At 62.4% G+C, this 25,795-nt stretch carries 20 protein-coding genes, 2 pseudogenes and 1 riboswitch; of the genes and pseudogenes, 13 read left to right on the top strand and 9 right to left on the bottom strand.

The window, feature by feature from the left end:
- The first annotated feature begins 9 nt into the window (after nt 1-9).
- On the top strand, nt 10-783 hold the full coding sequence (locus J7302_RS22225; RefSeq protein WP_215379804.1) for an enoyl-CoA hydratase: 774 nt from the start codon (nt 10-12) through the stop codon (nt 781-783).
- Between the two features lie 394 nt (nt 784-1,177).
- Nucleotides 1,178-1,465: a hypothetical protein gene (locus J7302_RS22230; RefSeq protein WP_215379861.1), complete on the top strand. Its 288-nt coding sequence runs from the start codon at nt 1,178-1,180 to the stop codon at nt 1,463-1,465.
- Between the two features lie 61 nt (nt 1,466-1,526).
- Here J7302_RS22230 and J7302_RS22235 read toward each other — a convergent pair whose 3' ends face one another.
- Nucleotides 1,527-2,690, bottom strand: coding sequence for a 1-acyl-sn-glycerol-3-phosphate acyltransferase (locus J7302_RS22235; protein ID WP_394359107.1), 1,164 nt, complete (start codon nt 2,688-2,690; stop codon nt 1,527-1,529).
- 105 nt (nt 2,691-2,795) lie between these two features.
- On the opposite strand from J7302_RS22235, the gene J7302_RS22240 reads away from it, so the two are divergent.
- From J7302_RS22240 to J7302_RS22250, 3 genes are read left to right on the top strand one after another with little or no spacing between them, the layout of a single operon-like run.
- On the top strand, nt 2,796-2,978 hold the full coding sequence (locus J7302_RS22240; protein WP_215379809.1) for a CPXCG motif-containing cysteine-rich protein: 183 nt from the start codon (nt 2,796-2,798) through the stop codon (nt 2,976-2,978).
- Nucleotides 2,978-3,238: a putative signal transducing protein gene (locus J7302_RS22245; protein WP_215379811.1), complete on the top strand. Its 261-nt coding sequence runs from the start codon at nt 2,978-2,980 to the stop codon at nt 3,236-3,238. Before J7302_RS22240 ends, J7302_RS22245 begins: the two co-directional genes overlap by 1 nt.
- Before the next feature lie 22 nt (nt 3,239-3,260).
- Complete coding sequence (locus J7302_RS22250) at nt 3,261-3,875, top strand: SOS response-associated peptidase (RefSeq protein ID WP_215379813.1); 615 nt, start codon at nt 3,261-3,263, stop codon at nt 3,873-3,875.
- A gap of 152 nt (nt 3,876-4,027) precedes the next feature.
- Here the strand turns inward: J7302_RS22250 and J7302_RS22255 are convergent, their stop codons facing one another.
- Nucleotides 4,028-6,169: a methyl-accepting chemotaxis protein gene (locus J7302_RS22255; protein WP_215379815.1), complete on the bottom strand. Its 2,142-nt coding sequence runs from the start codon at nt 6,167-6,169 to the stop codon at nt 4,028-4,030.
- Nucleotides 6,170-6,342: 173 nt separating this feature from the next.
- Here J7302_RS22255 and J7302_RS22260 point away from each other — a divergent pair, with 173 nt between their 5' ends.
- Both J7302_RS22260 and J7302_RS22265 read left to right on the top strand, forming a co-directional pair.
- Entirely contained in the window at nt 6,343-7,158 is an 816-nt protein-coding gene (locus tag J7302_RS22260; protein WP_215379818.1) for a M48 family metallopeptidase, read from the top strand.
- Nucleotides 7,159-7,258: 100 nt separating this feature from the next.
- A complete protein-coding gene (locus J7302_RS22265) occupies nt 7,259-8,242 on the top strand; it encodes an NAD-dependent epimerase/dehydratase family protein (protein WP_215379821.1) in 984 nt (327 codons plus the stop codon).
- A 10-nt stretch (nt 8,243-8,252) separates the two neighbouring features.
- On the opposite strand, the gene J7302_RS22270 is transcribed toward J7302_RS22265, so the two are convergent.
- From J7302_RS22270 to J7302_RS22290, 5 genes are all read right to left on the bottom strand, one after another.
- Nucleotides 8,253-8,696 carry an ester cyclase gene (locus J7302_RS22270; protein WP_215379826.1) on the bottom strand — a complete coding sequence of 148 codons (444 nt, stop codon included), beginning with the start codon at nt 8,694-8,696 and terminating at the stop codon, nt 8,253-8,255.
- A gap of 190 nt (nt 8,697-8,886) precedes the next feature.
- Nucleotides 8,887-9,468, bottom strand: coding sequence for a TMEM165/GDT1 family protein (locus J7302_RS22275; protein ID WP_215379863.1), 582 nt, complete (start codon nt 9,466-9,468; stop codon nt 8,887-8,889).
- Nucleotides 9,469-9,703: 235 nt separating this feature from the next.
- A riboswitch (yybP-ykoY riboswitch) is annotated at nt 9,704-9,812 on the bottom strand.
- Between the two features lie 47 nt (nt 9,813-9,859).
- Nucleotides 9,860-11,320 (bottom strand): amino acid permease, encoded by a 1,461-nt coding sequence (locus J7302_RS22280; RefSeq protein WP_215379865.1) that lies wholly within the window; start codon nt 11,318-11,320, stop codon nt 9,860-9,862.
- A 103-nt stretch (nt 11,321-11,423) separates the two neighbouring features.
- Entirely contained in the window at nt 11,424-12,422 is a 999-nt protein-coding gene (locus tag J7302_RS22285; RefSeq protein WP_215379832.1) for a class I SAM-dependent methyltransferase, read from the bottom strand.
- Between the two features lie 49 nt (nt 12,423-12,471).
- A complete protein-coding gene (locus tag J7302_RS22290) occupies nt 12,472-13,434 on the bottom strand; it encodes a 2-hydroxyacid dehydrogenase (RefSeq protein ID WP_215379835.1) in 963 nt (320 codons plus the stop codon).
- An 82-nt stretch (nt 13,435-13,516) separates the two neighbouring features.
- Between J7302_RS22290 and J7302_RS22295 the strand changes: the two genes are divergently transcribed.
- Entirely contained in the window at nt 13,517-14,146 is a 630-nt protein-coding gene (locus J7302_RS22295) for a LysE family translocator (protein ID WP_215379838.1), read from the top strand.
- 463 nt (nt 14,147-14,609) lie between these two features.
- On the opposite strand, the gene J7302_RS22300 is transcribed toward J7302_RS22295, so the two are convergent.
- Nucleotides 14,610-15,785 carry a thiolase family protein gene (locus J7302_RS22300; RefSeq protein ID WP_215379842.1) on the bottom strand — a complete coding sequence of 392 codons (1,176 nt, stop codon included), beginning with the start codon at nt 15,783-15,785 and terminating at the stop codon, nt 14,610-14,612.
- Between the two features lie 181 nt (nt 15,786-15,966).
- Here J7302_RS22300 and J7302_RS22305 point away from each other — a divergent pair, with 181 nt between their 5' ends.
- From J7302_RS22305 to J7302_RS22320, 4 genes are all read left to right on the top strand, one after another.
- Complete coding sequence (locus J7302_RS22305; RefSeq protein WP_215379845.1) at nt 15,967-17,649, top strand: fatty acid--CoA ligase; 1,683 nt, start codon at nt 15,967-15,969, stop codon at nt 17,647-17,649.
- Nucleotides 17,650-17,892: 243 nt separating this feature from the next.
- Nucleotides 17,893-19,785 (top strand): DUF1302 domain-containing protein, encoded by a 1,893-nt coding sequence (locus J7302_RS22310; protein WP_215379847.1) that lies wholly within the window; start codon nt 17,893-17,895, stop codon nt 19,783-19,785.
- 31 nt (nt 19,786-19,816) lie between these two features.
- On the top strand, nt 19,817-21,184 hold the full coding sequence (locus J7302_RS22315; RefSeq protein ID WP_215379849.1) for a DUF1329 domain-containing protein: 1,368 nt from the start codon (nt 19,817-19,819) through the stop codon (nt 21,182-21,184).
- Between the two features lie 148 nt (nt 21,185-21,332).
- Complete coding sequence (locus J7302_RS22320) at nt 21,333-24,056, top strand: LuxR C-terminal-related transcriptional regulator (protein WP_215379851.1); 2,724 nt, start codon at nt 21,333-21,335, stop codon at nt 24,054-24,056.
- Here J7302_RS22320 and J7302_RS26685 read toward each other — a convergent pair.
- Nucleotides 24,033-24,621, bottom strand: a pseudogene (locus J7302_RS26685) (hypothetical protein); the annotation flags it as partial. The gene J7302_RS22320 and the pseudogene J7302_RS26685 sit on opposite strands and share 24 nt — an antisense overlap.
- Between J7302_RS26685 and J7302_RS22330 the strand changes: the two are divergent.
- Nucleotides 24,590-25,425, top strand: a pseudogene (locus J7302_RS22330) (alpha/beta fold hydrolase). The pseudogenes J7302_RS26685 and J7302_RS22330 sit on opposite strands and share 32 nt — an antisense overlap.
- Nucleotides 25,426-25,795 lie beyond the last annotated feature (370 nt).

A 25,795-nucleotide genomic window follows, 5' to 3' on the forward strand; every position in this document is an offset into this window, starting at 1 on the left:
ACCATCCCAATGAGCGAGCACATTCTCGTCGAGCGCGAGCAGGGTCTGCTGACGCTGCGCATGAACCGTCCAGACAAGATGAACGCGCTGACCCGCGCAATGTACAGCCGTATGGCCGAGGTGCTGGACGGCGCCAACGAGGACCGCAGTGTCCGGGCCGTGCTGATTACCGGTAGCGAAGAGTGCTTCACCAGCGGCAATGACATTGCCGACTTCCTGCAAGAGCCGCCATCGGGGATGGATAGCCCGGTGTTCCAGTTCATGCGATCGCTGTTCGACTTCAGCAAGCCCGTGGTGGCGGCGGTCAGCGGCCCGGCAGTGGGCATCGGTACCACGTTGTTGCTGCACTGCGATCTGGTCTATGTCAGCCGCGACGCCAAGCTGAAAATGCCTTTCGTCAACCTGGGTCTTTGCCCGGAGTTTGGTTCCAGCCTGATCCTGCCGCGCTTGCTTGGCCATGCGAAGGCTTCGGAACTGCTGCTGCTCGGAGAATCCTTCACTGGCGAACAGGCTGCAGCCTGGGGCATCGCCAACGCGGCACTGGAGAGTGGCGCCGCAACCCAGGCCAAGGCTCTGGAGTCGGCACGTCGATTCCTCGAGTTGGCCCCCTCGGCGCTGGAAGTGAGCAAGCGCCTGATGCGCGCGCCAGGGCGTGAAGAACTACGCCGGGTGATCACCGAAGAGGGCGAACTGTTCGGCCAGCGCTTGCGCTCACCCGAGGCGGTGGAGGCCTTGTCGGCATTCATGCAGCGGCGAAAGCCGGATTTTTCCAGGTTCGTTTGATGCCTTGGTGATGCATTTATTGGGGGGGCGAATTTATTCGCAATGCAGGCCAAGGGCGTGCCCTTAAGAGGGTGGGGACCGCTTTGCAGCCCTTTGCGAATGATTTCGCACTCGCGGGGGGCCGCCCCCCTGGGGAGCCAAGTGACCATGGATTTCTGTAGGCGGCCGGTTTGTGCCAGACGCCCCGTGAAGCTTTTCGCGAATGAAAGCCCTCCCGCAGGTAGCCGGGCCGTATGGCGACCTGATGCACGGCATTCGTCGGAATGACCGCCCAGTCGCCGGCGGCTTCGGTAGACTCTCGAACCTTGTTTGGTCGTCCAGAATTCTGGGCTTCCTGATCGTTCTGGTTTTACAGGTGGCGTGCTTTTGGTACACCCCTGAAGCGGAGTTGAAGATGTCGCTGCAGGCGCTTTGGTCAATGTTTATGGCTCACCCGGCCCAGGTCGTGAATGGCCTGGCCATGTTCTTTGCGTGTGCAGGTGCTTGGGTGCTGGTCGCCACTCGCTTGCGCGAACAGCGCAGCGTTGCGCAACTTGCGGCCGACAGCAAGGTCGAGGAGCTTGAGGAAGAGGCTGCGTTCCAGGATGAGCCCTCTCGACGCTTGAACCACTTCTTCTACGCCTTCGGCTACTTCAGCCTGGCGGTGGCCCTGGGTGTCTCCTGGGCAAGCACCCAACTCTGAAGCGCTTGCGCAGACATGAAAACGGCGACCCTGGGGTCGCCGTTTTGCATTGCAGGCCGCGTTAAAGCGGCAGGCCCGCCTTGATGCGGTACTGGTTGCGTACCGGGGTCGCGTACTGCAGTACCAGGAAAGGCCGCTGTTCCGCCGAGCAGGCGCCCAGGCGCTTCTGCCATTCGGCCTTGGCCGCTGCCAACTCGTCGGCGGGGAAAACTGCGGAGGCATCGGGTACCTTCAGCTCCGGGTCTTTCTGGTCCCACATTGCATAGGCCAGATAATGCGCCGGGAACAGCCGGTAGCCGCTGAGAATCTGCTTGTCGATCTCCGCTGCCAGCTGCTTGGCATCCTCGCTGGCGCTGCCGACCACACTGCCGAAGTTGATATGAACCCGGCCCTTGTAGCCGGTGATACCCAGGGCAATGCTGGCATCGTCCTCGCCCGGGGACTTGGCATAGCTGCCGGTGCTGGCGCGGATCTGCAGCTCCCGGGCCTTGGCCTGATCGCAGGGGTCATACTCGTAGCTGATCGACACCGGGACCAGGTGCAGATCGCGGATCACCGCGGCGAAGGACTCATCCTTGCGGCTCATGTGGAACATCTTGAGGATCGCCGAATCGGTGCGGTCGTCCCCGTCCTTGGCGCGGCCTTCAGCCTGGGCGATCCAGATGGATTGGCCGTCGTTGCGGATCGAATGGTTGATGTAGGCCGAGAGCAGCTGGTACGCGGCCAGCTTCTCGCGTCGCCCACTGATCGAACGGTGCACGATGAAGCTCTTGTTCAGACGCATCAGGTCGGAAACGAATGGCTTCTGTAGCAGGTTATCGCCGATGGCGATGCGTGGCGTCGGCAGGTTGGCGTGGTACACGGCATAGTTGACGAAGGCCGGGTCCATCACGATATCGCGGTGGTTGGCGAGGAACAGATACGCAGTGCCGGGCTTCAGGCGTTCGACGCCGGAATAGGTCACGCCATCGGTTGCGCGCATGATGGTGTTGTCCACATAGTGCTCGATGCGATCCTGAAGCGCGGCGACCGACTTGATGCCGTCGAACTCACGACGCAGGCGATGAGCTATAACAGGCTTGAGAAGCCAGCCCAGTGGGCCCGCCAACTTGGGGAAGCGGTAGCGGGTGAGTGTGCCGAGGAAGGCGTCATCGGCGAACAGGCGCGCCAGTACTGCCGGGACTTCAGCATCATCGTAGGGTCGGATGGCTTCAAATTCGCCCATCATGGTCTCTTGTTCTGGATACGGCTGGAGGGTGGATGCGAGCCCAGGGACGCAGGGCCTCAAATAGACCGGCGATTATACCTGCAAGTCACACAGGAGGCGGCGATGCTGGAAACACAGGACTATCAGTGCCCTTACTGCGGAGAACCCGTGGAAGCGGTCCTCGATCTTTCCGCCGGTGATCAGCAGTACATCGAGGATTGCCCGGTCTGCTGCCAGCCGATTGTCTTCGACCTCCGGACCGATGGCGTCGACTGGACTCTCGAGGTCCGGAGGGAGGATGACTGATGCAGCGTATCTATGAGCCGCAAGACCTGATCGAGGCCGAGCTGTTGCTGGGTATGCTGGCCAGCGAAGGGGTGGAGGCTCATTTGGCTGGTGGACATCTACTCGGCGCCATTGGCGAGTTGCCGCCAGCCGGATTGCTCGGCCTGCTGGTCGAGGACCAGCAGGCCGAACGGGCGCGGGGCTTGATCGCCGCGTACAATGCCGCGCAACCCTTGCCGGGCGAAGAGCCTGACAGCTATCCCGGCACTCTGCTCTGTTGAGCCTCTTCCCTGGTTGGTTCCCATGTCCGGACGCTTCGCACTCTTTCGCTGGTCGCCCGCGCTGACGGCCTTGCCCGGATTCCCGGACGACCAGCAACCCCATTGGAACCTCGCTCCCGGCGGGCGTGTGCTGATGATCCGCGAGACACAATGCGAGCGGCGCATCGACCTGGCACGCTGGGGGCTGACACCCGCCTGGCTGACCGACCTGTCCAGGACGCCCGCCCATGCCCGAGCCGAAACAGTGGCCGAGCAGCCGATGTTCCGTGACGCGTTCCGCGCCCGGCGCTGCCTGCTGCCGGCCAATGGCTTCTATGAGTGGCGCGGGGTGCGCAAGCGGCCCTACTGGATCAGCGCCGAGGGCGGGATGATGTACTTCGGAGCGCTCTGGGAGGCCTACCCGGCGGGAGGCGTCGAGTACCTCAGCGTGGCGCTGGTGACTCTGGCCGCTGCGGACCTGCGCCGGCCCCTGTTGCTCGATGAGGAGGCTCAGCGCATCTGGCTGAGCACTGAAAGCAGCGAGTCGGAGCTGCTGACGCTGCTCGCCAAGCCGCAAATGCAGCTACGCGAACGTGCCCTGGCGAACCTGGTAAACGATCCGAAGCTGGATGGGCCGGAGTGCCTGACGCCGGCGTGAGGACAACGGGATGACGGCAGATCTCATGGATGCGAATTCATTCGCCAAGGGCTGCCTTGCAGCCTCTCGGTTTCCCGGCAGGTCCAAGACCTGCATCGCGAATGAATCCCCACCCAGATTAGGGCGTCCCACCGACACGCGGGTCTTTTACCTCACACCCTGAATTGATTGATCAACCGGCGTTGCTGCTCGGCCAGCTTGGTCAGTTCGGCACTGGCGTGGGAGGCTTCGTCAGCGCCGCCAGCGACTTCGTTGGCCACCTGGCCGATGTTGATCACGTTGCGGTTGATGTCCTCGGCCACCGCACTCTGCTCTTCGGCCGCGCTGGCGATCTGGATGTTCATGTCATTGATCACCGAGACCGCCTGGGTGATTGACTCCAGAGCATGGGCAGCCTCGGTGGCGTGCTGCACGCTGGCGTCGGTTTTCTGCTGGCTGTCCTGCATCACCTTGACCACCTCGTGGGTACCGCTCTGCAGTTGCTGGATCATGGTCTGGATTTCTTCTGTGGCCTGCTGGGTCTTTTGCGCTAGGTTGCGCACTTCGTCCGCTACCACAGCGAAGCCACGGCCTTGTTCGCCGGCGCGTGCTGCTTCGATCGCCGCATTCAGCGCCAGCAGGTTGGTCTGCTCGGCAATGCCACGAATAGCCACCAGGATCGCGTTGATGTTCTCGCTGTCCTTGGCCAGTGCCTGGACCACGCTCACCGCATGGCTGATTTCCGTGGCAAGCACGGAAATAGCGTCTGCAGTGCTCTGCACGATGCGCTTGCCGTGGTTCGCGGCCTGGTCGGCATGGCTGGCGGCTTCCGCTGCATGGGTGGCATTGCGGGCCACGTCCTGCGCAGTGGCGGTCATCTCGTGAACGGCGGTGGCCACCAGCTCGATTTCCGCCAGCTGCTTCTGCACGCCCTGGTTGGTGCGGATGGCGATGTCGGCGGTGTGCTCGGAGGAGTCGCTGACTTTCTGCACCGAGCTGACGACCTGGCTGATCATCGCCTGCAACTTACCGAGGAAGGTGTTGAAGCCGCCTGCGATGGCGCCCATCTCGTCCGCCCGATCGTTGCGCAGGCGTTGGGTGAGGTCACCTTCGCCCTTGGCGATGTCGTCGAGCATGCCGACCATCTCGCGCAGCGGCCGGGCGATGCCGTAGCCGACGAACCAGATCACCAGCAGGCCCAGGCCGGCGATGAGCAGGCCGACCAGGGTCATGCCGACGATATCGGCATCACGCTGGGCCTTGAGTTCGCTTTGCAGCTGGTTGAGTTCGCCAAATACCGCCGCTTGCGGTAGTTGCAGCAGCAGGGTCCAGCGCACGCCAGTGTCGGCGATGGTGAAGGGAAGCAGCAGTTGGATCTGCTGGTGCTCGCTGTCCCAGGTGTAGGAGGGTTGCCCAGCGGCAAGCGTGGCCAGTTTGGCGACTTCTTCTGCCGGCAGGACGCTGGAGGCCAGCTCGCCAAGTTTGGTCACGTCCTTGGTGTAGGCCACCAGGCGACCATTGGCGGAAATGAGGGCGATTTCCCCGGCGCCATCGTACAGGTTCTGGTCGGCGTTCTTCAGCAGTTCCTGAATGAACTCGAGGGACAGGTCTGCGCCCACGGCACCGCGAAACTTGCCGTCGACCAGGATCGGCGCGTTGAACGACGACATCATCACCATCTTGCCGCCCATTTCGTAGGGGGCCGGATCGACGATGCAGGGACGCAGGCCTTCTTTCGGGCACAGGTAATATTCGCCCTCGCGGACTCCTGTCGCCAGCTGCTTCTCGCTTTCCAGGGTGGCCCCCATCGGCTCAACCGTGAGGCTGCCATCGGCCTTGCGGTACCACCAGGGCATGAAGCGGCCACTGGCACTGTAGCCGTCGGCTTCGCGACCGACGTACTCGGCATCGCTGCCAGCGAAGGCGTCGGGCTCCCAGGCCGCGAAGGTATCCAGCAGCTTGGGGTTCAGCACGACGGTCTGGCGCAGCAGGCGGGACATTTCGTCCCGGCCGATTTCCAGTTCAGGTAGGCCATTGGTCCCGGGCTGGCCCATCAGCATGTTGGTGTTCGCCAGTCCCTTGACCACCGTGAGCGGGTATTCCAATTCCCGCTGGATCTGGCTGACCTGCGACCGCGCCAATGCGACGAGACGTTCCTTGATGCCCTGTTCGAGCAACGTCTGGGTGCGCTGCTGGACCAGTTCCTGGGTGCGCGCACCGGAAAACAGGGCATACAGCACGAGGGCGGCGACTACCGCCAGCACGCTGGCACCGGCCAGGGCAGCGATGGAGAATTGAATGGACCTGAACTTCATAGGGGCTCCGGATACAGAAATCACGCCTGGCCCTCTGTATCGGCAGGCAGCTGAAAATTCCTGAGTCCGGCATGCAGATAAAAACGGCGTTTTGCGTGTCCATATGCGACGCGGTTGCCGCGTCTTTAAGCGCAGCCGTAGCATATCGTCCGTTGTATCTGTGGAGAGCCACCATGGCCAAGCTGTTTTACCTGTCCGGACTGACCGCGGCCCTTTTCCTGGCGGGCTGCCAGGCCGTCAATACCACGAGCGGTGGGGCAGTGGGAGTCGATCGCCAACAGTACATGTTCAGCATGCTGTCGACGTCAGAGGTCAATCAGATGTACGCGCAGTCCTACCAGCAGACCTTGAGCGAAGCCTCGCAGAAAGGCGTGCTGGATAAGAGCAGCGCCAACGCCCGTCGCGTCGACGCCATCGCCAAGCGGCTGATCGCACAGGCACCTGTCTTCCGTCCCGATGCCGCGCAGTGGGCCTGGGACGTCAACCTGATCGACAACGACGACCTCAATGCCAACTGCGGCCCGGGCGGCAAGATTATTGTTTACAGCGGCCTGATCGAGAAACTCAATCTCACCGACGACGAACTGGCCGCCGTGATGGGCCACGAGATTGCCCATGCCCTGCGCGAGCACAGTCGCGAAGCCATGTCCAAAGCCTATGGCGTGCAGATGGCCAGCCAGATCGGCTCGGTTCTCGGCGTGGGTCAGGCCGGCTTGGGCATGGCCAATGCCGGGGTCGAATATCTGATGACGTTGCCGAACAGCCGCGGCAATGAAAACGAAGCCGACTTGATCGGTCTGGAACTGGCGGCTCGTGCCGGCTATAACCCGAACGCGTCCATCAGCCTCTGGCAGAAAATGAGCAAGGCTGGAGGGGGTGCGCCGCCGGAGTTCATGAGCACCCACCCGTCGTCCAGCACGCGCATGGCCTCGCTGCAGGCGGCCATCCCCAAAGTCATGCCGCTCTACGAGCAGGCCAAGGGACGCTGATCCCGTTGATGGCCTGGCGGGCTCGCAATGCCCGTCCTAGACTGCTTGCCGTCCCCTGTTGCTATCGGGGGACGGTTCTGCAACGGATCGAGGAGCCGCAGTGAGAATTGCCGTACTCGGAGCCACCAGCCTGCTTGGCCATCACACGGCGCGGGCAGTGAAGTCCGCCGGTCACGAGCTGGTGCTGATTCACCGGCCTGAGTCACGGGTCGGACGCCTGAACTACCTGGAGCCGGAATGTCACGCCGTCGAGCGGCTTGATTACGTCGGGTTGAGGCGGGCGTTGAAGGATATTGATGCGGTGGTCCGGTGCGATGACCCCTTTCCGCAAAAGCCGCGTCGTTGGCAGGAAGAGGTCGCCAGCGCGCTGGACGAGGCCAACCATTTCTATGCTGCCTGCCTGGCTGCCCATGTGCCGCGCATTCTCTATGTCGGCAGTTCCATCGCCTTGCCGCGCCATCCGAAGGGCCTACCTGGGCACGAAGGTCTGTTTTATGAGGGTATGCCACGCTGGCGCAATCCCTTCCTGCTGACCAGGTGGGCGTTGGACGAACAGGCTCGCGAACAGGCTCGTAGCGGCCTGCCGGTCATCATCGGGATTCCCGCGATGAGCCTGGGCGAAATGGACTTCGGGCCGAGCACCGGTCGCCTGATCACGGCGATTGGCAGTGGCCAGATGACGCACTACGTGGCGGGCCGGCGCAACCTGATCGATGCGGCTGATGCAGGGCGCGGGCTGCTGCTCACGTTGGAAAAGGGCCGCGTCGGGGAGCGCTACCTGCTGACTGGGCAGAACATCGAAATGAAGGCGCTGACCGAGCGCATCGCCCAGCTCCTGGGCGTAGCGCCGCCGCAACCCATGCCGTTGGCCCTGGCCCGTGGCATGGCGGTGCTTGGCCGTCTGCGCTATCGACTGTCCGGCGAGGCGCCAATCCTGGATGACGTGACTGTCGCGTTCATGGTTGGGGGGCAGTTCCTCGATGGCAGCAAGGCGCGCAACGAACTGCGGTTTGTCGCCGAGACGCCCCTGGAGGAAACGCTGGAGCGGACCATTCGCTGGTTCCGCGCCAACGGTTATCTCTGAGCGGACTGCGTCAGGGTAGGGCTTTTTCGGCAAAGGGTTGAGTCGACAGGCCCAGTTGGGCGCGGAAATTTTCCATGTCGAACATGGTGCAGATCTCCTGCACCTCGCCCAGGCTGTTGAAGGTCCAGAAGGCCATGGCCGAGATACTGAGGATCTTGTCGCTCGGCGGATAGCCGAGTGCCGGCTTCTGAATGCTGCCGATCAGCGTACTCCAGGTCACCACCTTGTTGCCTTCGGCAACGCATTCCTCGATCACGACTTCCAGGTCGGGCATCGCTTCGCGGATATTCTGCACCATCTCGCAATAGGCGGCGCTGCCCAGTGGCCGACCGACGAAAGAACTCTTGTAAAGGAAATCCTTGCTTTGAAGCTGTTCGGCGAGAGCCAGGTGCCCCCTGTTCCACGACAGCTCGATGTGCTGGCGAACCCGCCGTTTCATATCGTCCAGTGACATGTGGTGCGTACCTGCGTCTGATTCCAGGCGGCACTTTACCAGCGCGATTCGCACTGCCATTGGCCGTAATGCCACTGTAGGTTGGCGTTGAGTCGAACGAAGCCCAACGTGCAAGCGCGTCGTGCGGGCGTTCCGCCCGTCGTCCTGCCTGTTGGGCTTCGGCAAGGCCCAGCACCAACCTACGTTATGGTCAGAGCACGCCGCTCAGGCTCAAGGCCTGGTACACGGCATAGGCAGCCAGGGCGGCAAAGGCTGCGGCGGCCAGGCGGCGGATCAGCGTCAGCGGCAGGCGGTCGGCCGCGAAGTTGCCTGCCAGCACCACCGGGACGTTGGCCACCAGCATGCCGAGCGTGGTCCCGAGTACCACGAGGATGAAATGCGGGTACTGGGCCGCGAGCATGACCGTGGCGACCTGGGTCTTGTCGCCCATTTCGGCGAGGAAGAAGGCGATCAGCGTCGTCAGAAAGGGGCCGTACTTCTTGAAGCCCGAGGCTTCGTCGTCGTCAATCTTGTCGGGCACCAGCGTCCACAAGGCCACGGCAGCGAAGGAGGCAGCGAGCACCCAGCTCAGGGTGGCGGCGGAAAAGAAGCTGGCGACCCAGTTGCCTACGGCGCCGGCGGCGAAATGGTTGGCCAGGGTGGCGGCAACGATGCCCCAGATGATCGGCCAGGGCTTGCGGAAGCGCGCGGCCAGGAGCAGGGCGAGCAATTGCGTCTTGTCGCCGATTTCGGCCAGGGAAACGATCAGGGTAGGTACGAAGAGAGATTCCAGCATCAGGCTTCCTAAGGGGCGGGTCGACTAATCACCATGACACGCACAACCTGCCCGCCCCGGGTCAGGTGTAACGTGCCATAGGTCTTGTCAAACCGCTTTCCGTGTAAAAGATGCCTGCGCTTGCTCAGGCTGCGTTGAAGGCAGACTCGGAATGCTCCTTTACAGTCGTAAATTCCGCTTCCTCGCTTACCTTCGCCTTGCCTGATCTTCGCTCGGCTACTTTTTCCTACGGAAACCCATTAAGGGCTGGGTCGCATGCGCCATGGTCTGCTGACCAAGTGTGTTGACGCATGCCGGGCGAGCAGGGCGCTCGCGGGAGACTACTCCCCTAGGACGGGGCGCATTTTGCACAAGCCGGGTGGTCCCGGCAAGTGCAGGTCGTCGCGGCTCAGTCTTCACAGGCCCTGACATCCATGGCGTCGTAGCGAACCAGGCGCGAGCCTTTCTTGACGCGATAGCCGAGCCAGATGACGAGGAACAGCGGCAGGCTGATGTACGTCGCGGCAAGGCCAGCCCAGTCGATGTGATCGCCGAAGAACGCCTGGTAGTTCTGTCCGAGGGTGATGGTCAGGCAGAGGGCGAAGGCGAACAGTGGGCCAAAGGGGAACAGTTTGGCGCGGTAGGGCAGGTCTTCCAGGCGGCCGCCTTGGGCCAGGTAGCCTTTGCGGAAGCGGTAGTGTGAGATGGCGATGCCCAGCCAGGCGATGAAGCCACACATGCCCGAGGTGTTCAGCAGCCAGGTGTAGAGCGTGGAGTCGCCGACGATGGAGGTGAAGAAGCACAGTGCGCCGACCAGGGTGGTGGCATACAGCGCGTTGCGCGGCACGCCGCTGTTGGAGAGGCGGGCGAAGAGCCTGGGCGCTTTGCCCTGCAGGGCCAAGTTGTAGAGCATGCGGGTGGAGGCGTACATCCCCGAGTTGCCCGCCGAAAGGATGGCCGTGAGGATCACCGCGTTCATCACGCTGGCGGCAGCCGCAAAGCCGGCGCGTTCGAACAGCAGGGTAAACGGTGAGACGCTGATGTCGCTTGCATCGTTCTTCATAAGATTGGGATCGGTGTAGGGAATCAGCACGCCAATCACAAAAATCGCCAGGATGTAGAACATCAGAATTCGCCAGAACACCTGGCGGATGGCGATGGGGATGTTCTTCCTCGGGTTCTCGGATTCACCGGCGGCGATGCCGATCAGCTCCGTGCCCTGGAACGAGAAGCCGGCGATCATCGCGACTCCGACCATGGCCTGGAGCCCGCCGACGAAGGGTGCATCGCCCTCGGTGAAGTGGCTGAAACCGGGGGACGCGATTCCGCCCATGATGCCGAAGATGGTGGCCAGGCCGATGCCGATGAAAATCACCACCGTGACCACCTTGATCAGCGCGAACCAGAATTCGCTCTCGCCGAAACCCTTCACCGACACGACGTTCAGCAAGAACATCAGGCCAAGGAACAGGGCGCTCCAGTAGATTCCCGGGATGTCTGGGAACCAGAAACTCATGATCAGCTGGGCCGCCACCAGTTCGGCGGCAATGGTCACCGCCCAGTTGTACCAATAGTTCCAGCCCAGGGCGAAGCCGAAGCCTTCATCGACGAAGCGGCTGCCATAAGTGCTGAACGAGCCGGAAACAGGCATATGGGCGGCCATTTCACCCAGGCTGGTCATGAGGAAGTAGACCATCAGGCCAATCAGCGCATAAGCCAGCAGCGCGCCGCCGGGTCCGGCGGTCGCAACCGTCGCACCGGATGCGACGAACAGGCCGGTGCCGATGGAGCCGCCAATGGCGATCATGTTCAGGTGGCGAGGTTTCAGGTCCCTGTGCAGGCCTTCCCTTGGGGGCGTAGCACTGCCGATATTCAAGTTGGTCACTAAAAACTCCAGGTATCCCGGTCAATGCCGGGCCAGGCAGCCAGCGAGTGGCCGCTCCATTGGGGATCAGGTTGGGTTGCCCGCCGAATTAGCTGTGGCGGGCACTGTAGATTCGGAAGCCGTCACCCTCTGCGAGTGTGCGGCAGGGACCGAGGTAACGCTCGATGAGCGGCGGATATTTGAGGAAGCTGTTGGCCACCAGGCGCAGTTCTCCACCGCGCTGCAGGTGGGCAACTGCCTCGTGCAGCAGGTCTTCGCTGGCCTGGTAGTCGGTGTGCACGCCCTGGTGGAACGGTGGATTGCTGACGATGGCGCTGAGCCCTTCAGGGGCACCGTGGATGCCATCGGCCGTCATCACATCGGCCTCCAGGCCATTCGCGGCCAGGGTCAGGCGGCTGCTGGCAGCGGCGAAGGCGTCCACGTCCAACATCGTCAGGCGGCTCTGTGGATAACGTCGCTTGAGCACCGCCCCCAGCACCCCTGCACCGCAGCCGAAGTCGAGCATGTGGCCACCGGGCAGGCCGTCCAGCTGCTGCAGGAGCAGCGCGGTGCCGCGGTCGAGTCGACCGTGGCTGAAGACACCAGGCAGGCTGATGACCTCCAGCGGACCATCCGCCAGCTCCAGGCGATAGCGCTGGGCAAGGCTTTCCAGATCGGGCGCGGCGGGGGGCTGTTCGATGCTTACCCGCCAGAGTTGGCAGTGGCGTGCGCTATCCAGCTTGCGTGGCTTGCCGAACGCGGCCAGTTGCTTGGCGGCGCGTTCGATGCCGCCGCGCTTCTCGCCCACGAGGAACAGTTCGCCAGCCGGCAAGCGCGCAGCCAGGGCAGCCAGCAGATAGTCGGTCAGCTCGCGGGATTTCGGCAGGAACAACACGGCGGCGATGAACTCGCTTTCAGGCGCTGTAGTACCGAAGTCGCAGCGGCCGGGAAAACGCGCGTCCAGCGCCGCCTGTTCGCCTGCATGCCAGCTCCAGCCGCGGGCCTTTGGCAGGGTGCCGAGCAGGTCATCGGCGGGGAGGCCGGCCAGCATTACCGGGCCTTGGAAGAGTTCCGCTTGGCGGAGCAGCACTTCACTGCGCGGGTCCATGGGCAAGGCTCCTGAAAAAAGCCGGGAATTCTAGCAGAACGCCAGGGCCTCAACCGACCACCCGGAGCGGCGCACCGTCGGAAAAGGCGCGGGCATTCTCCGCCAATTGCACGACGATCCGCTGTCGCGCCTCACGGCTGCCCCAGGCATTGTGGGGGGTGACGATCAACCTGGGGACATCTTCGGCCAGCAGCGGGTTGCCGTCGCGCGGGGGCTCCTGGGTCAGGACGTCGGTGGCGGCACCGCCAAGGTGGCCGTTGCGCAGCGCATCGGCGAGGGCTTGCTCGTCCACCAATCCACCACGGGCCGTATTGACCAACAGGGCGCCGCGCTTCATCGAGGCCAATTCGGTTGCGCCGATCATGTTGCGCGTCTGGTCGTTGAGCGGGCAGTGGAGGGTCAGGGCGTCCACCTGTGGAAGCAGCTGGTGCAGCGGCATCCGATCCGCGCGTGGCGGGCGGCCTGGCAGTTGGCCGAAAAGTACGCGCATGCCGAAGGCTTCGGCCAGCCGCGCAACCGCGCCGCCTAGTTCGCCGTGGCCGAGCAGGCCGAGGGTCTTGCCTTGTAGCTCGATGATCGGGAAGTCCAGCAGGCAGAACTGGCTGGCCTGCTGCCAGCGCCCGGCGCGTACGGCGGTCTGATAGTCCGTCAGGCGGGTGGCCAGGGCGAGCAACAGTAGCAGCGTGTGCTGCGCCACCGAGGGAGTGCCATAGGCCTGGCAGTTGCTTACGGTAATGCCTTGGGCGCGGGCGGCGGCCAGGTCGACGTTGTTGGTGCCGGTGGCCGCCACCAGGATCAGCTTGAGATCCGGGCAGGCGGCGAGAGTCGTCGCGTCGAGCGGGACCTTGTTGCTGATCGCGACCTGGGCACCCTGGAGGTGCTCGATCACCTGGTCGGGAGCGGTGTGCGGGTGCAGGTGCAGTTCATCGAAGGCCTGCTGGAGCGGTGCCATATCGAGGTCGCCGAGGTCGAGGGAGGCGTGGTCGAGGAACACTGCGCGGCTTATGTTCATGCTGAGCTGTACCTTTTTCTGAGACATCTGAAGGCGTAAGGTGACCAGCCTACCAGACCCGTTCCCAACCTTCGGAGGTCGCATGTACTGGACGGAATTCCTCACTGTTGCCCTGATCCATCTGCTCGCCGTGGCCAGCCCCGGCCCGGACTTCGCCATCGTGGTGCGCGAGAGCGTCGCCCACGGTCGTCGCGCGGGCACTTGGACGGCGTTCGGTGTGGGTACGGGGATCTTCGTGCATGTGGCGTATTCGTTGTTGGGCATTGGCCTGATCGTGTCGCAGTCGATCATGCTGTTCAATGCGCTGAAGTGGTTGGCGGCGGCTTATCTGCTCTATATCGGTATCAAGGCGCTGCGTGCCAAGCCTGCCGATCCGGTGGCAGCCGAGGCGGCGTTGGTTGCCGGCGAGCGCAGCTCGCGCGGGGCCTTCGTCACCGGCTTCGTCACGAATGGCCTGAACCCCAAGGCGACGCTGTTCTTCCTCTCGCTGTTCACCGTGGTGATCAACCCCCATACGCCACTGGCGGTGCAGGCGGGTTATGGCGTGTACCTGGCCTTTGCTACCGCAGTGTGGTTCTGCCTGGTGGCGATGCTATTCAGTCAGCGCCGCGTACGCGCCGGTTTTGCCCGCATGGGGCACTGGTTCGATCGCGTGATGGGGGCAGTATTGGTGAGCCTTGGTGTCAAGCTGGCATTTACCGAGCTGAAGTAAGAAAGTTGATCGCCCAGTTACGACTTTGGCAGGCAAGCCTTGTGGGTGCGAATTCATTCGCAGAGGGGTACGCAGTGCCCCCATGCAATTCCAGGGCAGGCCTCGAGCCTGCTTGGCAAATGGATTGGCTCTGTCCCAGTTAAGTGTTGCCACTGGCTGGCTCCCTTGTAGGAGCCAGCTTGCTGGCGAACGGGCTCATTTCGCGAGCAAGAACTCGGCGTCCCCCTCGCTCCTACAGGGCTTTCAGCCCGACCGTTGATGGCTAGCAACAGCTAACGCCGACAGAGCCAATGGGTTTGCCTGCACACGGAGAGGGGGCTGAGGCCCGGCTGGCTGCCTCACTAAAAAAACGTTACGGATTGTCGGGGGAGTTGCCTATCCGAGCTGAGGCCGACACTCCTTAGAGCTTCGCCACAAAAAAAGGCGCGGTATCGACCGCGCCTTTTTCATTCTGCTTACGCTGTTACAGCAGTTCGACGGCCACCGCAGTCGCTTCGCCACCGCCGATGCACAGCGAGGCGACGCCACGCTTGCCGCCCTTGTTACGCAGGGCGTTGATCAGGGTGAGGATGATCCGCGAGCCGGTGGAACCCACCGGATGGCCCTGGGCACAGGCTCCGCCGTAGACGTTGACCTTGGCATGGTCGAGGCCGTGCTCACGCATGGCCAGCATGGTGACCATGGCGAAGGCTTCGTTGATTTCGAACAGGTCGACGTCGTCCTTGTTCCAGCCGGTTTTCTTGAACAGGTTGGTCATGGCGCCGATCGGCGCCAAGGTAAACTCGCTCGGATCCTGGCTCTGGGTGGCGTGACCGACGATCTTTGCCAGCGGCTTGAGGCCGCGGCGGGTGGCTTCTTCGGCAGTCATCAGCAGCAAGGCGCTGGCGCCATCGGAGATCGAGCTGGCGTTGGCGGCGGTGATGGTGCCGTCCTTCTTGAACGCAGGTTTCAGGCTCGGAATCTTGTCCAGGTTGGCGGTCAGAGGCTGTTCGTCGTCCTTGACCAGGACCTCACCCTTGCGGGTGACGACGTTGACCGGGACGATCTCGGCGGCCAGCGATCCATCGGCGATGGCGGCCTGGGCGCGCTTCAGGGACTCGATGGCATAGGCGTCCATCTCTTCGCGGGTCACGCCGTACTTGTCAGCGGTTTCCTGGGCGAAGGATCCCATCAAGCGGCCGCTGCGGGCATCCTCCAGGCCGTCGAGGAACATGTGGTCCTTGATTTCGGCATGGCCCATGCGCAGGCCGGTACGCGCTTTTTCCAGCACGTAGGGGGCGTTGGACATACTTTCCATGCCGCCAGCGACCATGATCGAGTTGGTGCCGGCTTTGAGCAGGTCGTGGGCCAGCATCACGGCTTTCATGCCGGAACCACACAGTTTGTTGATGGTGGTGCAGCCAGCGGTCGCCGGTAGGCCGGCGTTCAGCGCAGCCTGGCGTGCCGGGCCTTGCTTGAGGCCTGCGGACAGTACGCAGCCCATGATCACTTCCTGGACATCAGCGGGCTGGAGACCAGCGCGGGCAATGGCCTCGCGGATGGCGAGCGTACCCAGGTCCACTGCGGAAACGCTGGACAGGCTGCCCTGGAATCCGCCCATGGGAGTGCGGGCGCCGCTGACAATGACGATATCGGACATTTGGAACCTACCTCATTGGATGATGTGACGCGACTGGACGAGCGCGGCGATTCTAACTCGTGACTGAAACTGGCCAAAGGGTCACGGGAAAAATCATTCTTTTGACTGATTAAGCGTCATGCGAAGGAGCCTAAAGTCGGGAAAAGCCAAAAACCACAACTCCTCACCAGGTGTGCTCCCTATGCTTCAGACCCGAATCATCAAACCCGCAGCCAATGCCTACACCTACCCCCTCCTGATCAAACGCCTGCTGATGTCGGGCAGCCGCTACGAGAAAACACGCGAGATCGTCTACCGGGACAAGGTTCGCCACAGTTACGCTACCTTCAACGAGCGGGTCGCGCGTTTGGCGAATGTTCTCACCGAGGCCGGTGTGAAGGCTGGAGACACGGTGGCAGTGATGGATTGGGACAGCCATCGTTATCTGGAGTGCATGTTCGCCATCCCGATGATCGGGGCGGTGCTGCACACCATCAATGTGCGCCTGTCACCCGACCAGATCCTTTACACCATGAACCATGCCGAGGATCGTTTCGTGCTGGTCAACAGCGAGTTCGTGCCGCTGTACAACGGCATTGCTGCGCAGCTGACCACGGTGGACAAGACGCTGCTGCTCACTGATGCGCCCGAGAAGACGGCCGACCTGCCGAATCTCTTGGGCGAATACGAGACGCTACTGGCGGCGGCCAGCCCAACCTATGCTTTCCCTGACTTCGACGAAGACTCGGTCGCCACCACCTTCTACACCACTGGCACCACGGGCAATCCCAAGGGCGTCTACTTCACCCATCGCCAGCTGGTGCTGCACACCTTGTCGATGGCGGCGACCATTGGCGCCCTGGACAGCATCCGCCTGATGGGCACTGACGACGTGTACATGCCCATCACCCCGATGTTCCACGTCCATGCCTGGGGCGTGCCATATGTTGCCACCATGCTCGGCGTCAAACAGGTCTATCCGGGTCGTTACGAGCCAGACATGCTTTGCCGCCTCATCAAGGAGGAGAAAGTTACCTTCTCCCATTGCGTGCCGACCATCCTGCAGATGGTGATGAACGCGCCCAACGCCCAGGGGCACGACTTCGGTGGGCTGAAAATGATCATCGGTGGGAGCGCGCTGAATCGCACCCTGTATGAAACGGCCAAGAGCCGTGGGATCCAGCTCACCGCGGCCTATGGCATGTCCGAAACCTGCCCGTTGATCTCCGTTGCCCACCTCAACGAGGAGCTGCGTGCCGGTAGCGAGGATGAGCGCATCACCTATCGCATCAAGGCTGGTGTTCCTGTCCCTCTGGTCGAGGCAGCGATCATGGGGGCCGACGGCCAACTGCTGCCCGCCGATGGTGAGGCCCAGGGCGAGTTGGTGCTACGCGCACCCTGGCTGACCTTCGGCTATTTCAACGAGCCGGAGAAGAGCGAGGAGCTGTGGGAAGGCGGCTGGTTGCACACGGGCGACGTGGCGACCGTGGACGGCATGGGTTTCATCGACATCCGTGACCGTATCAAGGATGTGATCAAGACCGGTGGCGAATGGATTTCCTCGCTGGAGCTGGAGGATCTGATCAGCCGGCACCCGGCCGTGCGTGAAGTGGCGGTGGTCGGTGTACCCGATCCTCAGTGGGGGGAGCGCCCCTTCGCCCTGGTGATCGTGCGTGACGGACAGTCGTTGGACGCTAAAGGGCTAAAGGAACATCTCAAGCCCTTTGTCGAGCAAGGTCACATCAATAAGTGGGCCATTCCCAACCAGATCGCGCTTGTTACCGAAATTCCCAAGACCAGTGTCGGTAAGTTGGACAAGAAACGCATTCGCGTCGATATCGCACAATGGCAGGCTGCCGGTAGCGCATTCCTCTCCGCACTTTGAGTGCCCGCGGGCCGCTGTCTGGAGAGGCGCGGCCCGCAGCCAAGCAAACGCTTGGCTTACATATTGCTCACTTGTGAGAAATCTTGGCTATGTTTCTTACCGAAGGACTGGACGGGGCCATCGGAAGGAGCGAGCCAGACAACCTGGGGGCTGCAAATCACACTTTCGAGGGATCAAGCGTTAATACCTGCTGGCTATAGTCCGTACCAATCCATAACAAAAAACATACATGGAGTAGCGTCGATGACAAAAACCACCCAGCTCTGGCGCCTGGCAAGATTGCCCTTGGCCGTCAGCCTCGCTTCCACACTCGCCGCTCCGGCATTCGGCGTCACCTTCAACATCGGGGAAATCGAGGGCCAGTTCGACTCGGCTCTCTCCGTGGGGGCCAGTTGGTCGATGCGCGGGGCTGATCCGGATCTGATCGGCGTCAACAACGGTGGCGATGGCCTTTCACAGACCTCCGACGATTCCCACCTGAACTTCAAGAAAGGCGAGACCTTCTCGAAGATCTTCAAGGGCATTCATGACCTGGAGTTGAAGTACGGCGATACCGGTGTGTTCGTACGCGGCAAGTACTGGTACGACTTCGAGCTGAAGGACGAGAGCCGTCCGTTCAAGGACATCGACGACAACGGGCGGAAAGAAGGGGCCAAGGCCTCCGGGGCTGAACTGCTCGACGCCTTCGTCTATCACAACTACGACATCGCCGACCTGCCTGGCTCGGTCCGCCTGGGTAAGCAAGTCGTCAGCTGGGGTGAGAGTACCTTCATCGGCAACAGCATCAACTCGATCAACCCGATCGACGTGTCGGCATTCCGCCGTCCGGGCGCCGAGATCAAGGAAGGCCTGATTCCGGTCAATATGTTCTATGTGTCCCAGAGCCTGACCGACAACCTGTCGGCTGAGGCCTTCTACCAGTTGGAGTGGGACCAGACCGTTGTCGACAACTGCGGCACCTTCTTCGCCCAGCCTGACGTGATTGCTGATGGCTGCGACGATAATCTCCGCGTATTGAGAAAGGCATCGAGCCTGAGTCCCGCTGCTCTCGCCGCCTTGAGCCGGTTCGGGGTAAATGCCAACGAGGAAGGGGTACTGGTTCGTCGCGGGCCGGACCGTGATGCGGATGACGACGGCCAGTACGGCCTTGCTCTGCGCTACTTCGCCGAGCAACTCGATACTGAATTTGGTGGCTACTTCATCAACTACCACAGCCGGGCTCCGATTTTCAGCGGCGCGAGCGCTACCCAGGCGCAGCTGAATGCCATCAACGCCGGTTTGCCGAACATTCCGGCCCTTGGCGCCAACAACCCGGCTAACCTTCGCCCGTTGGCAGTCGCCGGTTCCTCGAACTACTTCGTCGAGTACCCAGAGGATGTCCGCCTCTATGGCTTGAGCTTCTCCACCACTCTGCCCACCGGTACTGCCTGGAGCGGTGAGGTCAGCTACCGTCCTAACCTACCGGTCCAGCTGAACACCACCGATATCCTCTTCGCGGGTGTCGACTCCCTTGGCGGACTGTTCGGCAACGCTTCGCTGCTGCCAGGCGTTCCGGGACAGGACCTGCACGGCTATCGCCGCAAGGAAGTGACCCAGTTCCAGACGACCTTCACGCACTTCTTCGACCAGGTCATGGGGGCTAGCCGCCTGACTCTGGTGGGTGAGGTTGGCGTCGTTCATGTCGGTGGCCTGGAAAGCACCTCCGAGGTCCGTTATGGCCGTGACCCGGTCTTCGGCCCTGGTCCGCTGCCGGCCACTGGGCCAATCAATACTTGCGTGGCTCTGAATACCAGCACGTTGGGTAGCGCCACCGCAGAGAATGTCAGCAAGTATTGCGAAGACGATGGTTTTGTCACCAGCACGTCCTGGGGTTACCGCATGCGCGCCGTGTGGGATTACAACGACGTGTTCGCCGGTGTGAACCTGAAACCCAGCATCGCCTGGTCCCATGACGTCGATGGTTACGGTCCGAATGGCCTCTTCACCGAGGGCGCCAAGGCAGCCAGCCTGGGCTTGGATGCCGAGTACCAGAACACCTACACCGCCAGCCTGGCCTACACCGACTTCTTCGGCGGCAGGTACAACACCTCGATCGACCGCGATTTTCTTGCGCTCAGCTTCGGCGTGAACTTCTAAGCGGACTGGAATCTTGAGGAAAACGAAATCTATGAAAACAACAAAGAGTCTGCTGCAAACCGGCGCTCTGGCGCTGTCCCTGATGGCCTCCGGCGTCATGGCTGCGGTATCTGCCGAGGAAGCAGCCAAACTGGGTACCAGCCTGACCCCGCTGGGCGCAGAGAAAGCCGGCAACGCTGATGGCACCATCCCGGAGTGGACCGGCGGTCTGCCGCAGAACGCCGGTAGCGCTGACGCCAAGGGCTTCCTGTCTGACCCCTTCGCCAACGAACAGCCGCTGTTCACCATCACCGCGCAGAACGTTGACCAGTACAAGGACAAGCTGACCCCCGGCCAGCTGGCGATGTTCAAGCGCTACCCCGACACCTACAAGATGCCGGTGTACAAGACCCACCGCACGGCCACGGTGCCGGCCAAGGTGATCGAGGCCACCAAGTACAACGTCACCAACACCAAGCTGGTGGAGGGCGGTAACGGGCTGGAGAACTTCCGCACCGCCAACCCCTTCCCGATTCCGAAGGACGGTCTGGAGGCCATCTGGAACCACATCACCCGTTATCGTGGTGGCAGCGTGCGCCGCTTGGTGACTCAGGCGACCCCGCAGCCGAACGGCTCCTACAGCCTGGTGTACTTCCAGGACGAGTTCACCTTCCGCGACCAGCTGAAGGACTATGACTCGAGCAAGCCGAGCAACGTGCTGTTCTATTTCAAACAGCGCGTGACTGCACCGTCGCGCCTGGCGGGTAACGTACTGCTGGTGCACGAGACGCTGAACCAGGTGAAGGAGCCGCGCCTGGCATGGCTCTACAACGCTGGCCAGCGTCGTGTGCGTCGGGCCCCGCAGGTGTCCTACGACGGCCCGGGTACCGCTGCCGACGGCCTGCGTACCTCCGACAACTTCGACCTGTACAACGGTGCTCCCGATCGCTATGACTGGAAGCTGGAAGGCAAGAAGGAGATCTACATCCCCTACAACGCCTACAAGCTTGACTCGCCGAAGCTGAAGTACAGCGACATCATCAAAGCCGGCCATATCAACCAGGACCTGACCCGTTACGAGTTGCACCGCGTGTGGCACGTAGTGGCCACCCTGAAGCCGGGCGAGCGCCACATCTATGCCAAGCGTGACTTCTACATTGACGAGGACACCTGGCAAGCCGCTGCCATTGACCATTACGACGGCCGTGGCACTTTGTGGCGCGTTGCCGAGGCGCATGCCCAGTACTACTACAATAAGCAAGTGCCGTGGTACACGCTGGAGAGCCTCTATGACCTGCTGTCCGGCCGCTACCTGGCGTTGGGTATGAAGAACGAGGAGAAACAGTCCTACGACTTCAGTTACACCGCCGGTGAAAGCGACTACACCCCGGCAGCGCTGCGTCAGGCAGGAGTTCGCTAACAGTCCGCAACACCTTGTCAGGGAAGCCGGCCTGCGGGCCGGCTTTTTCTTGGCTGTAGTTTCCCTGGGGACTTCTATTGGCCTTCCGTAACGGCTAGGCTCGATTGGGTTCGCGCCCTTGAAAATTGCTATTCCAAGAAGCCAGGTGATGACTGACCTTTCCAGTTCGCGATCCAGAGCGTCGGTAGCCGTACAGATGGCCGATGCACGATTCTTCCGTCCGCCACGGCCCGCCGGCTATGTGTCGCGGCCGCGCCTTTGCGAGCGCCTGACCGAGGGCCTGAGCGGACGCCTGTTGATGCTCAGTGCGCCAGCGGGCTTTGGCAAAAGCTCCCTGGCGATCGAGTTTTGCGAGGTCCTTCCGCAGGGCTGGAAAAGCCTGTGGCTGAGCCTCAGCCGTCGCGACTGCGACCCTGGGCGCTTCCTCGAGCGCTTGTTGGACGGCTTGCGCCAGTTCTATCCCGGGCTTGGCGACGAGGCCATGGGCCTACTGAAGATGCGTCAGCGGCACCAACCGTTCGCGTTTGAGCAATGGCTGGACGGTTTACTCGATGAAATGGCCGTGCGCCCAGAGTCCGGGCAGCCCCTGCTGCTGGTGCTGGACGATTATCACCTGGCGCAGAACGCGGTCCTGGACCGTTGCCTGCAGTTCCTTCTCAATCACTTGCCAGACGGCTGGGTGCTGTTGGTGACCAGTCGTCAACGGCCTGACTGGCACCTGGCGCGGCTGCGCCTGTCGCGACACTTGCTGGAACTCAATGAGCAGGACCTGCGCCTGACCGAAGATGAATGCCTGGACCTGCTGCGCAGCCAGGGCGCCCGGCTGGAAGACGATGACCTGGAAGGCTTGCTGCAGCGCAGCGAAGGCTGGGTCGCCGGGCTGCGCCTCTGGCTACTGGCCGGCCAGGACAAGTCGGGTTGTGATGGCTCGGACATGACGCCCCGAGGCGACGAGAGCTTGATCCGCGAATACTTGCTCGAGGAAGTGATCGAGCGCCAGCCGGCGGACGTCCAGACCTTCCTCTACGAAACGGCACGCCTGGAGCGCATTTGCGCAGAGCTTTGTGATGCCGTGCGCGAGAGCCACGACAGCAGTTCCATCCTGCGACACTTGCAGGCCCACCAGGTGTTCCTGGTGCCGCTGGACGAGCATGGCCGCTGGTTCCGCTATCACCATTTGTTCTCCGATCTTCTGCGCACGCGCCCGCTGTCCAGCGTCTCTCCATCAGCCATCCATCTGCGGGCCTGTCGCTGGTTCAGCGCCCAAGGGCTGCTGGACGAAGCAATCGAGCAGGCGTTGCGCGCCGGCCAACCAGACGTTGCCGCTTCGCTGGTGCAGAACCTGTCGGAAGAGCAACTGCTGGCCAACCAGAATATCGCCATGCTGCTGCGCTGGAAGATGGACCTGCCGGACAGTCTCCTGTCCAGCACTCCCCGGCTGATCGTGCTCTACAGTCTTGCCCTGGGCCTGGCTTGTCAGCTGGACGCTGCGGAAGAGCTGGCAGGAAACCTCGCGCGTTTCCTGCCGGCCCCCGATGCCCAGCAGCAACGTAGCCTGCTGGTGCAATGGCAGGCTATCAGCGGTGTCATTGCGCGAGGGCGTGGAGATATCCAGCGGGCCGAGCAGATGTGCACCGAAGCCCTGTCCGCGCTGCCTCCAGAGAACTTCGGCCTGCGCCAGCTCTGCCTGTCGACTCTGGCCAACATTGCGATGGTGCGGGGCGATCTCTGGCGCGCGCGCGGGCTCAACCGGGAAGCGCTGGAGCATGCGCAGCGTGGGGCGAACCCCTTGTTCGAAGCGTTGGTGCACTATGATCGCGCCCGGGTGCTACAGGCCAGGGGCGAGGTATTGCGAGCCCTGCAGGAGGTCCATCAAGGCCTGGAGCGGCTGCGCAGCATTCGTACACCGCGTTCCTCTGTTGCCCGGGCGCGGTTGATGCTGTACCAGGGCTACCTGCTCAGCGTGCGGCTGCAACCTCAGGCCGCGCGGGCCAGTGTGTCGGCCGGAATTGCCGAGGCGCGGGATTGCCGCGATATCAGCTTGCTGATCGGGCACTGCGTGCTCGCTGGACTGGAAGGCCGTGAGGGGCGCTTCGCTGCAGCTTTCGCGCAACTGGCCGAGGCTGAGCGGCTTATGCATATCTGGGACGTGCCGCCAGTCTATTACCTAGCGATGATCACTCTGGCGAAATGCGATCTCTGGCTGGCCCAGGGGCAGATTGAACTCGCCGAAGCCTGGCTGCCGCGTCTGGCGGAAGCCTATGGTGGGGAGCACGCTGCTGCTGCGCCCGAGTTTCACCCGCAATTGCCCTTGTTCATTGATCTGCAACTGGCCGTCCTGGCCCAGGCCCAGGGGCAGCACGCGGAAGCGGAGCGATGCCTGCGGGCCCTTTTGTTCAAGGCTGAAGCTCAAGGTGCACAGCATCTGGCCTTGTGGGTCCAATTGAAGCTGGTATCGCTACTGCGCACCAGCCGGGAACGCGAAGCAGCCACCATCCTGAATATGGCGCTCGATGCACTTCCCTGTGGATCATTGCTGCCCTATCGGCAACTGTTGCAGGAGCACCCACAGTGGCTGCGCGAGCAGTTGGGGGCGCGCGATTCCGGGCCGGTTCGCGAACTGCTCGATCTGCTGCCAGGGGCCACCCAGGAGACTGTGCCTGAAGCGCCCGTTTCGGAAGCGCTCAGTTCGCGTGAGCTGGCGGTCCTGCGGCTGATTGCCCAGGGCTGCTCCAACCAAGAAATCAGCGAGAAGCTTTTCATCTCCCTGCACACGGTGAAGAGCCACGCCCGTCATATCAACGGTAAGCTCGGTGTGGAGCGCCGCACCCAGGCCGTGGCGCGCGCCAAAGCCCTGGGCTTGTTGCGCTGAAGTTGCGGGTGGTGCGCTGAGGTCAAGCGCTGGGTGGGCATTCTTCGGCGCGGCAGGCTGGGCCAGTTGGCCTTCCACATCCTGCTGGATGCCGGCCAGCACCGGGAGCAGTTCGCCCATGCTGGTGCGCACCTCGGCGTGGGGGTGCTTGTTCGGCCAGCTCCGCGACCTGCGCCAACAGTTGCCCTCGCACGTCGCTACCCAGATGCTCGAACAATTCGGGCATCCGTTTTGCCAGTTCCTCGCTGTAAAGCACCAGGTCTTCGCGATTGAACTGGCGTAGCTCAAGAGGCGTATAAATGTTCAGCGGCGGCCAGAAGTTCTCCTCGCTGACCATCCGCGGGTAGATCGACCCGGTGAGCTCACCGTTGCGGCGGGGCAGGGCATCAACTTGGGTTTCATCGATCTCCTGAAGGGCCGCGATCAGCTGCCGGTAATCTGCGCTGTCCTAAGGGCGCTGGATGTCGGGAATCTTCTGGCCGAGGTAGAACAGCTCGGCGGCCGGCACGCGCTGAGCGAGCAACAGAAGGAGGATGGCCAGCGCCGATCGCGGTTCGTGTTTCATCGAGCTGGATGGCTCCACTGTCCATTACCGCGACGAAGTCTGCTGGGACAAGCCGGCGCTGGTATTGATCCACGGCGTGGTCGCTTCGCTCCACAGCTGGGACGGCTGGGGCGAAGCCTTTGCCCCGCACTACCGCATCATCCGCTTCGACGTTCCCGGCTTCGACCTCACAGGGCCCAGGCGCAACGGCGAATACTCCGGCGAGTGCATGATCGGCGTCCTCGGCCTGCTTCTGGACTACCTTGGCGTGACCAGGGCTTCGATCGCCGGCAGTTCGCTCGGTGGTTACATCGCCTGGAACTTTGCCCTGGCCCGACCGCAGCAGGTTGAGAAGCTGGTGCTGATTGACCCGGCCGGCCACCAGATGCGCAAGGCATCTTGGATGATCGCTGACCGGGGCGACCGTTGCCATGCCGATGAGGATGCCGCGTGCATTGGTCGCTCAGGGCACCAAGGAAGTCTACCGCCAGCCGGGGCGGATCAAGCCAGGGGTGATCGATCGTTACTACGACCTCAGCCCCCGCCCGGGCAGCCGGTGGGCGATGATGGCAATCTTTCGGGTGCTGCTGAAGGTCAATCGCGAGGAGCTGGATTGCAGCGGCGAGCGGGTGGCGAACATCCGGGCGCCGACGCTGCTGATGTGGGGTGAGTGTGACCGCTGGATTTCACTCAAGCACGTGCCACTCTGGCAGCGCGACCTGACCGGTCTTCAGGTGAAAATTTACCTGGGGGGTAGGGCACATTCCCATGGAAGAGATTCCGCAGCAGGCGTCGGCGGATGCCATGCGCTTCCTGCTGGGCTGAAGTGCTCCTGCGGAGAGATTGGCTCGTCGGTTGGGCTGAGCCTGCGGCGGGGACGCCAGCAGGATCTGGCTTGAGGTTTCTCTCCGTCTCATCGCAGTAATTACGTCAAGATAGCGATGCTCCTTTCTAAAGCGGCACTTCATTCTGGCGCCTGGCAAAAGTGCCGCGCTGCTCTTTTCAGGATGTCCAGCTCTTCTACTACGCGACGCATCTGCGCCCGTGGCCGCAATATCTCGCATTTAGGGATGGTCTGAAGTAGCCATGCGTTTCTGGCTAACTTCAGCGCCTGCCGTTTTTGAAAGCGTCCACTCGATCCATAACACCCAGATCCGTTGCGCTTCACGCTCTTTTTCGCTGCCGCGAGCACCTC

It is taken from the genome of Metapseudomonas boanensis, assembly GCF_018704125.1.
GTDB classification, from domain to species: domain Bacteria; phylum Pseudomonadota; class Gammaproteobacteria; order Pseudomonadales; family Pseudomonadaceae; genus Metapseudomonas; species Metapseudomonas boanensis.

Coding starts and splice junctions, on each gene's coding strand:
- J7302_RS22225 (WP_215379804.1), top strand. CDS start 10: ATGAGCGAGCACATTCTCGTCGAGCGCGAGCAGGGTCTGCTGACGCTG.
- J7302_RS22230 (WP_215379861.1), top strand. CDS start 1,178: ATGTCGCTGCAGGCGCTTTGGTCAATGTTTATGGCTCACCCGGCCCAG.
- J7302_RS22235 (WP_394359107.1), bottom strand. CDS start 2,690: ATGGGCGAATTTGAAGCCATCCGACCCTACGATGATGCTGAAGTCCCG.
- J7302_RS22240 (WP_215379809.1), top strand. CDS start 2,796: ATGCTGGAAACACAGGACTATCAGTGCCCTTACTGCGGAGAACCCGTG.
- J7302_RS22245 (WP_215379811.1), top strand. CDS start 2,978: ATGCAGCGTATCTATGAGCCGCAAGACCTGATCGAGGCCGAGCTGTTG.
- J7302_RS22250 (WP_215379813.1), top strand. CDS start 3,261: ATGTCCGGACGCTTCGCACTCTTTCGCTGGTCGCCCGCGCTGACGGCC.
- J7302_RS22255 (WP_215379815.1), bottom strand. CDS start 6,169: ATGAAGTTCAGGTCCATTCAATTCTCCATCGCTGCCCTGGCCGGTGCC.
- J7302_RS22260 (WP_215379818.1), top strand. CDS start 6,343: ATGGCCAAGCTGTTTTACCTGTCCGGACTGACCGCGGCCCTTTTCCTG.
- J7302_RS22270 (WP_215379826.1), bottom strand. CDS start 8,696: ATGTCACTGGACGATATGAAACGGCGGGTTCGCCAGCACATCGAGCTG.
- J7302_RS22285 (WP_215379832.1), bottom strand. CDS start 12,422: ATGGACCCGCGCAGTGAAGTGCTGCTCCGCCAAGCGGAACTCTTCCAA.
- J7302_RS22290 (WP_215379835.1), bottom strand. CDS start 13,434: ATGAACATAAGCCGCGCAGTGTTCCTCGACCACGCCTCCCTCGACCTC.
- J7302_RS22295 (WP_215379838.1), top strand. CDS start 13,517: ATGTACTGGACGGAATTCCTCACTGTTGCCCTGATCCATCTGCTCGCC.
- J7302_RS22300 (WP_215379842.1), bottom strand. CDS start 15,785: ATGTCCGATATCGTCATTGTCAGCGGCGCCCGCACTCCCATGGGCGGA.
- J7302_RS22305 (WP_215379845.1), top strand. CDS start 15,967: ATGCTTCAGACCCGAATCATCAAACCCGCAGCCAATGCCTACACCTAC.
- J7302_RS22310 (WP_215379847.1), top strand. CDS start 17,893: ATGACAAAAACCACCCAGCTCTGGCGCCTGGCAAGATTGCCCTTGGCC.
- J7302_RS22315 (WP_215379849.1), top strand. CDS start 19,817: ATGAAAACAACAAAGAGTCTGCTGCAAACCGGCGCTCTGGCGCTGTCC.
- J7302_RS22320 (WP_215379851.1), top strand. CDS start 21,333: ATGACTGACCTTTCCAGTTCGCGATCCAGAGCGTCGGTAGCCGTACAG.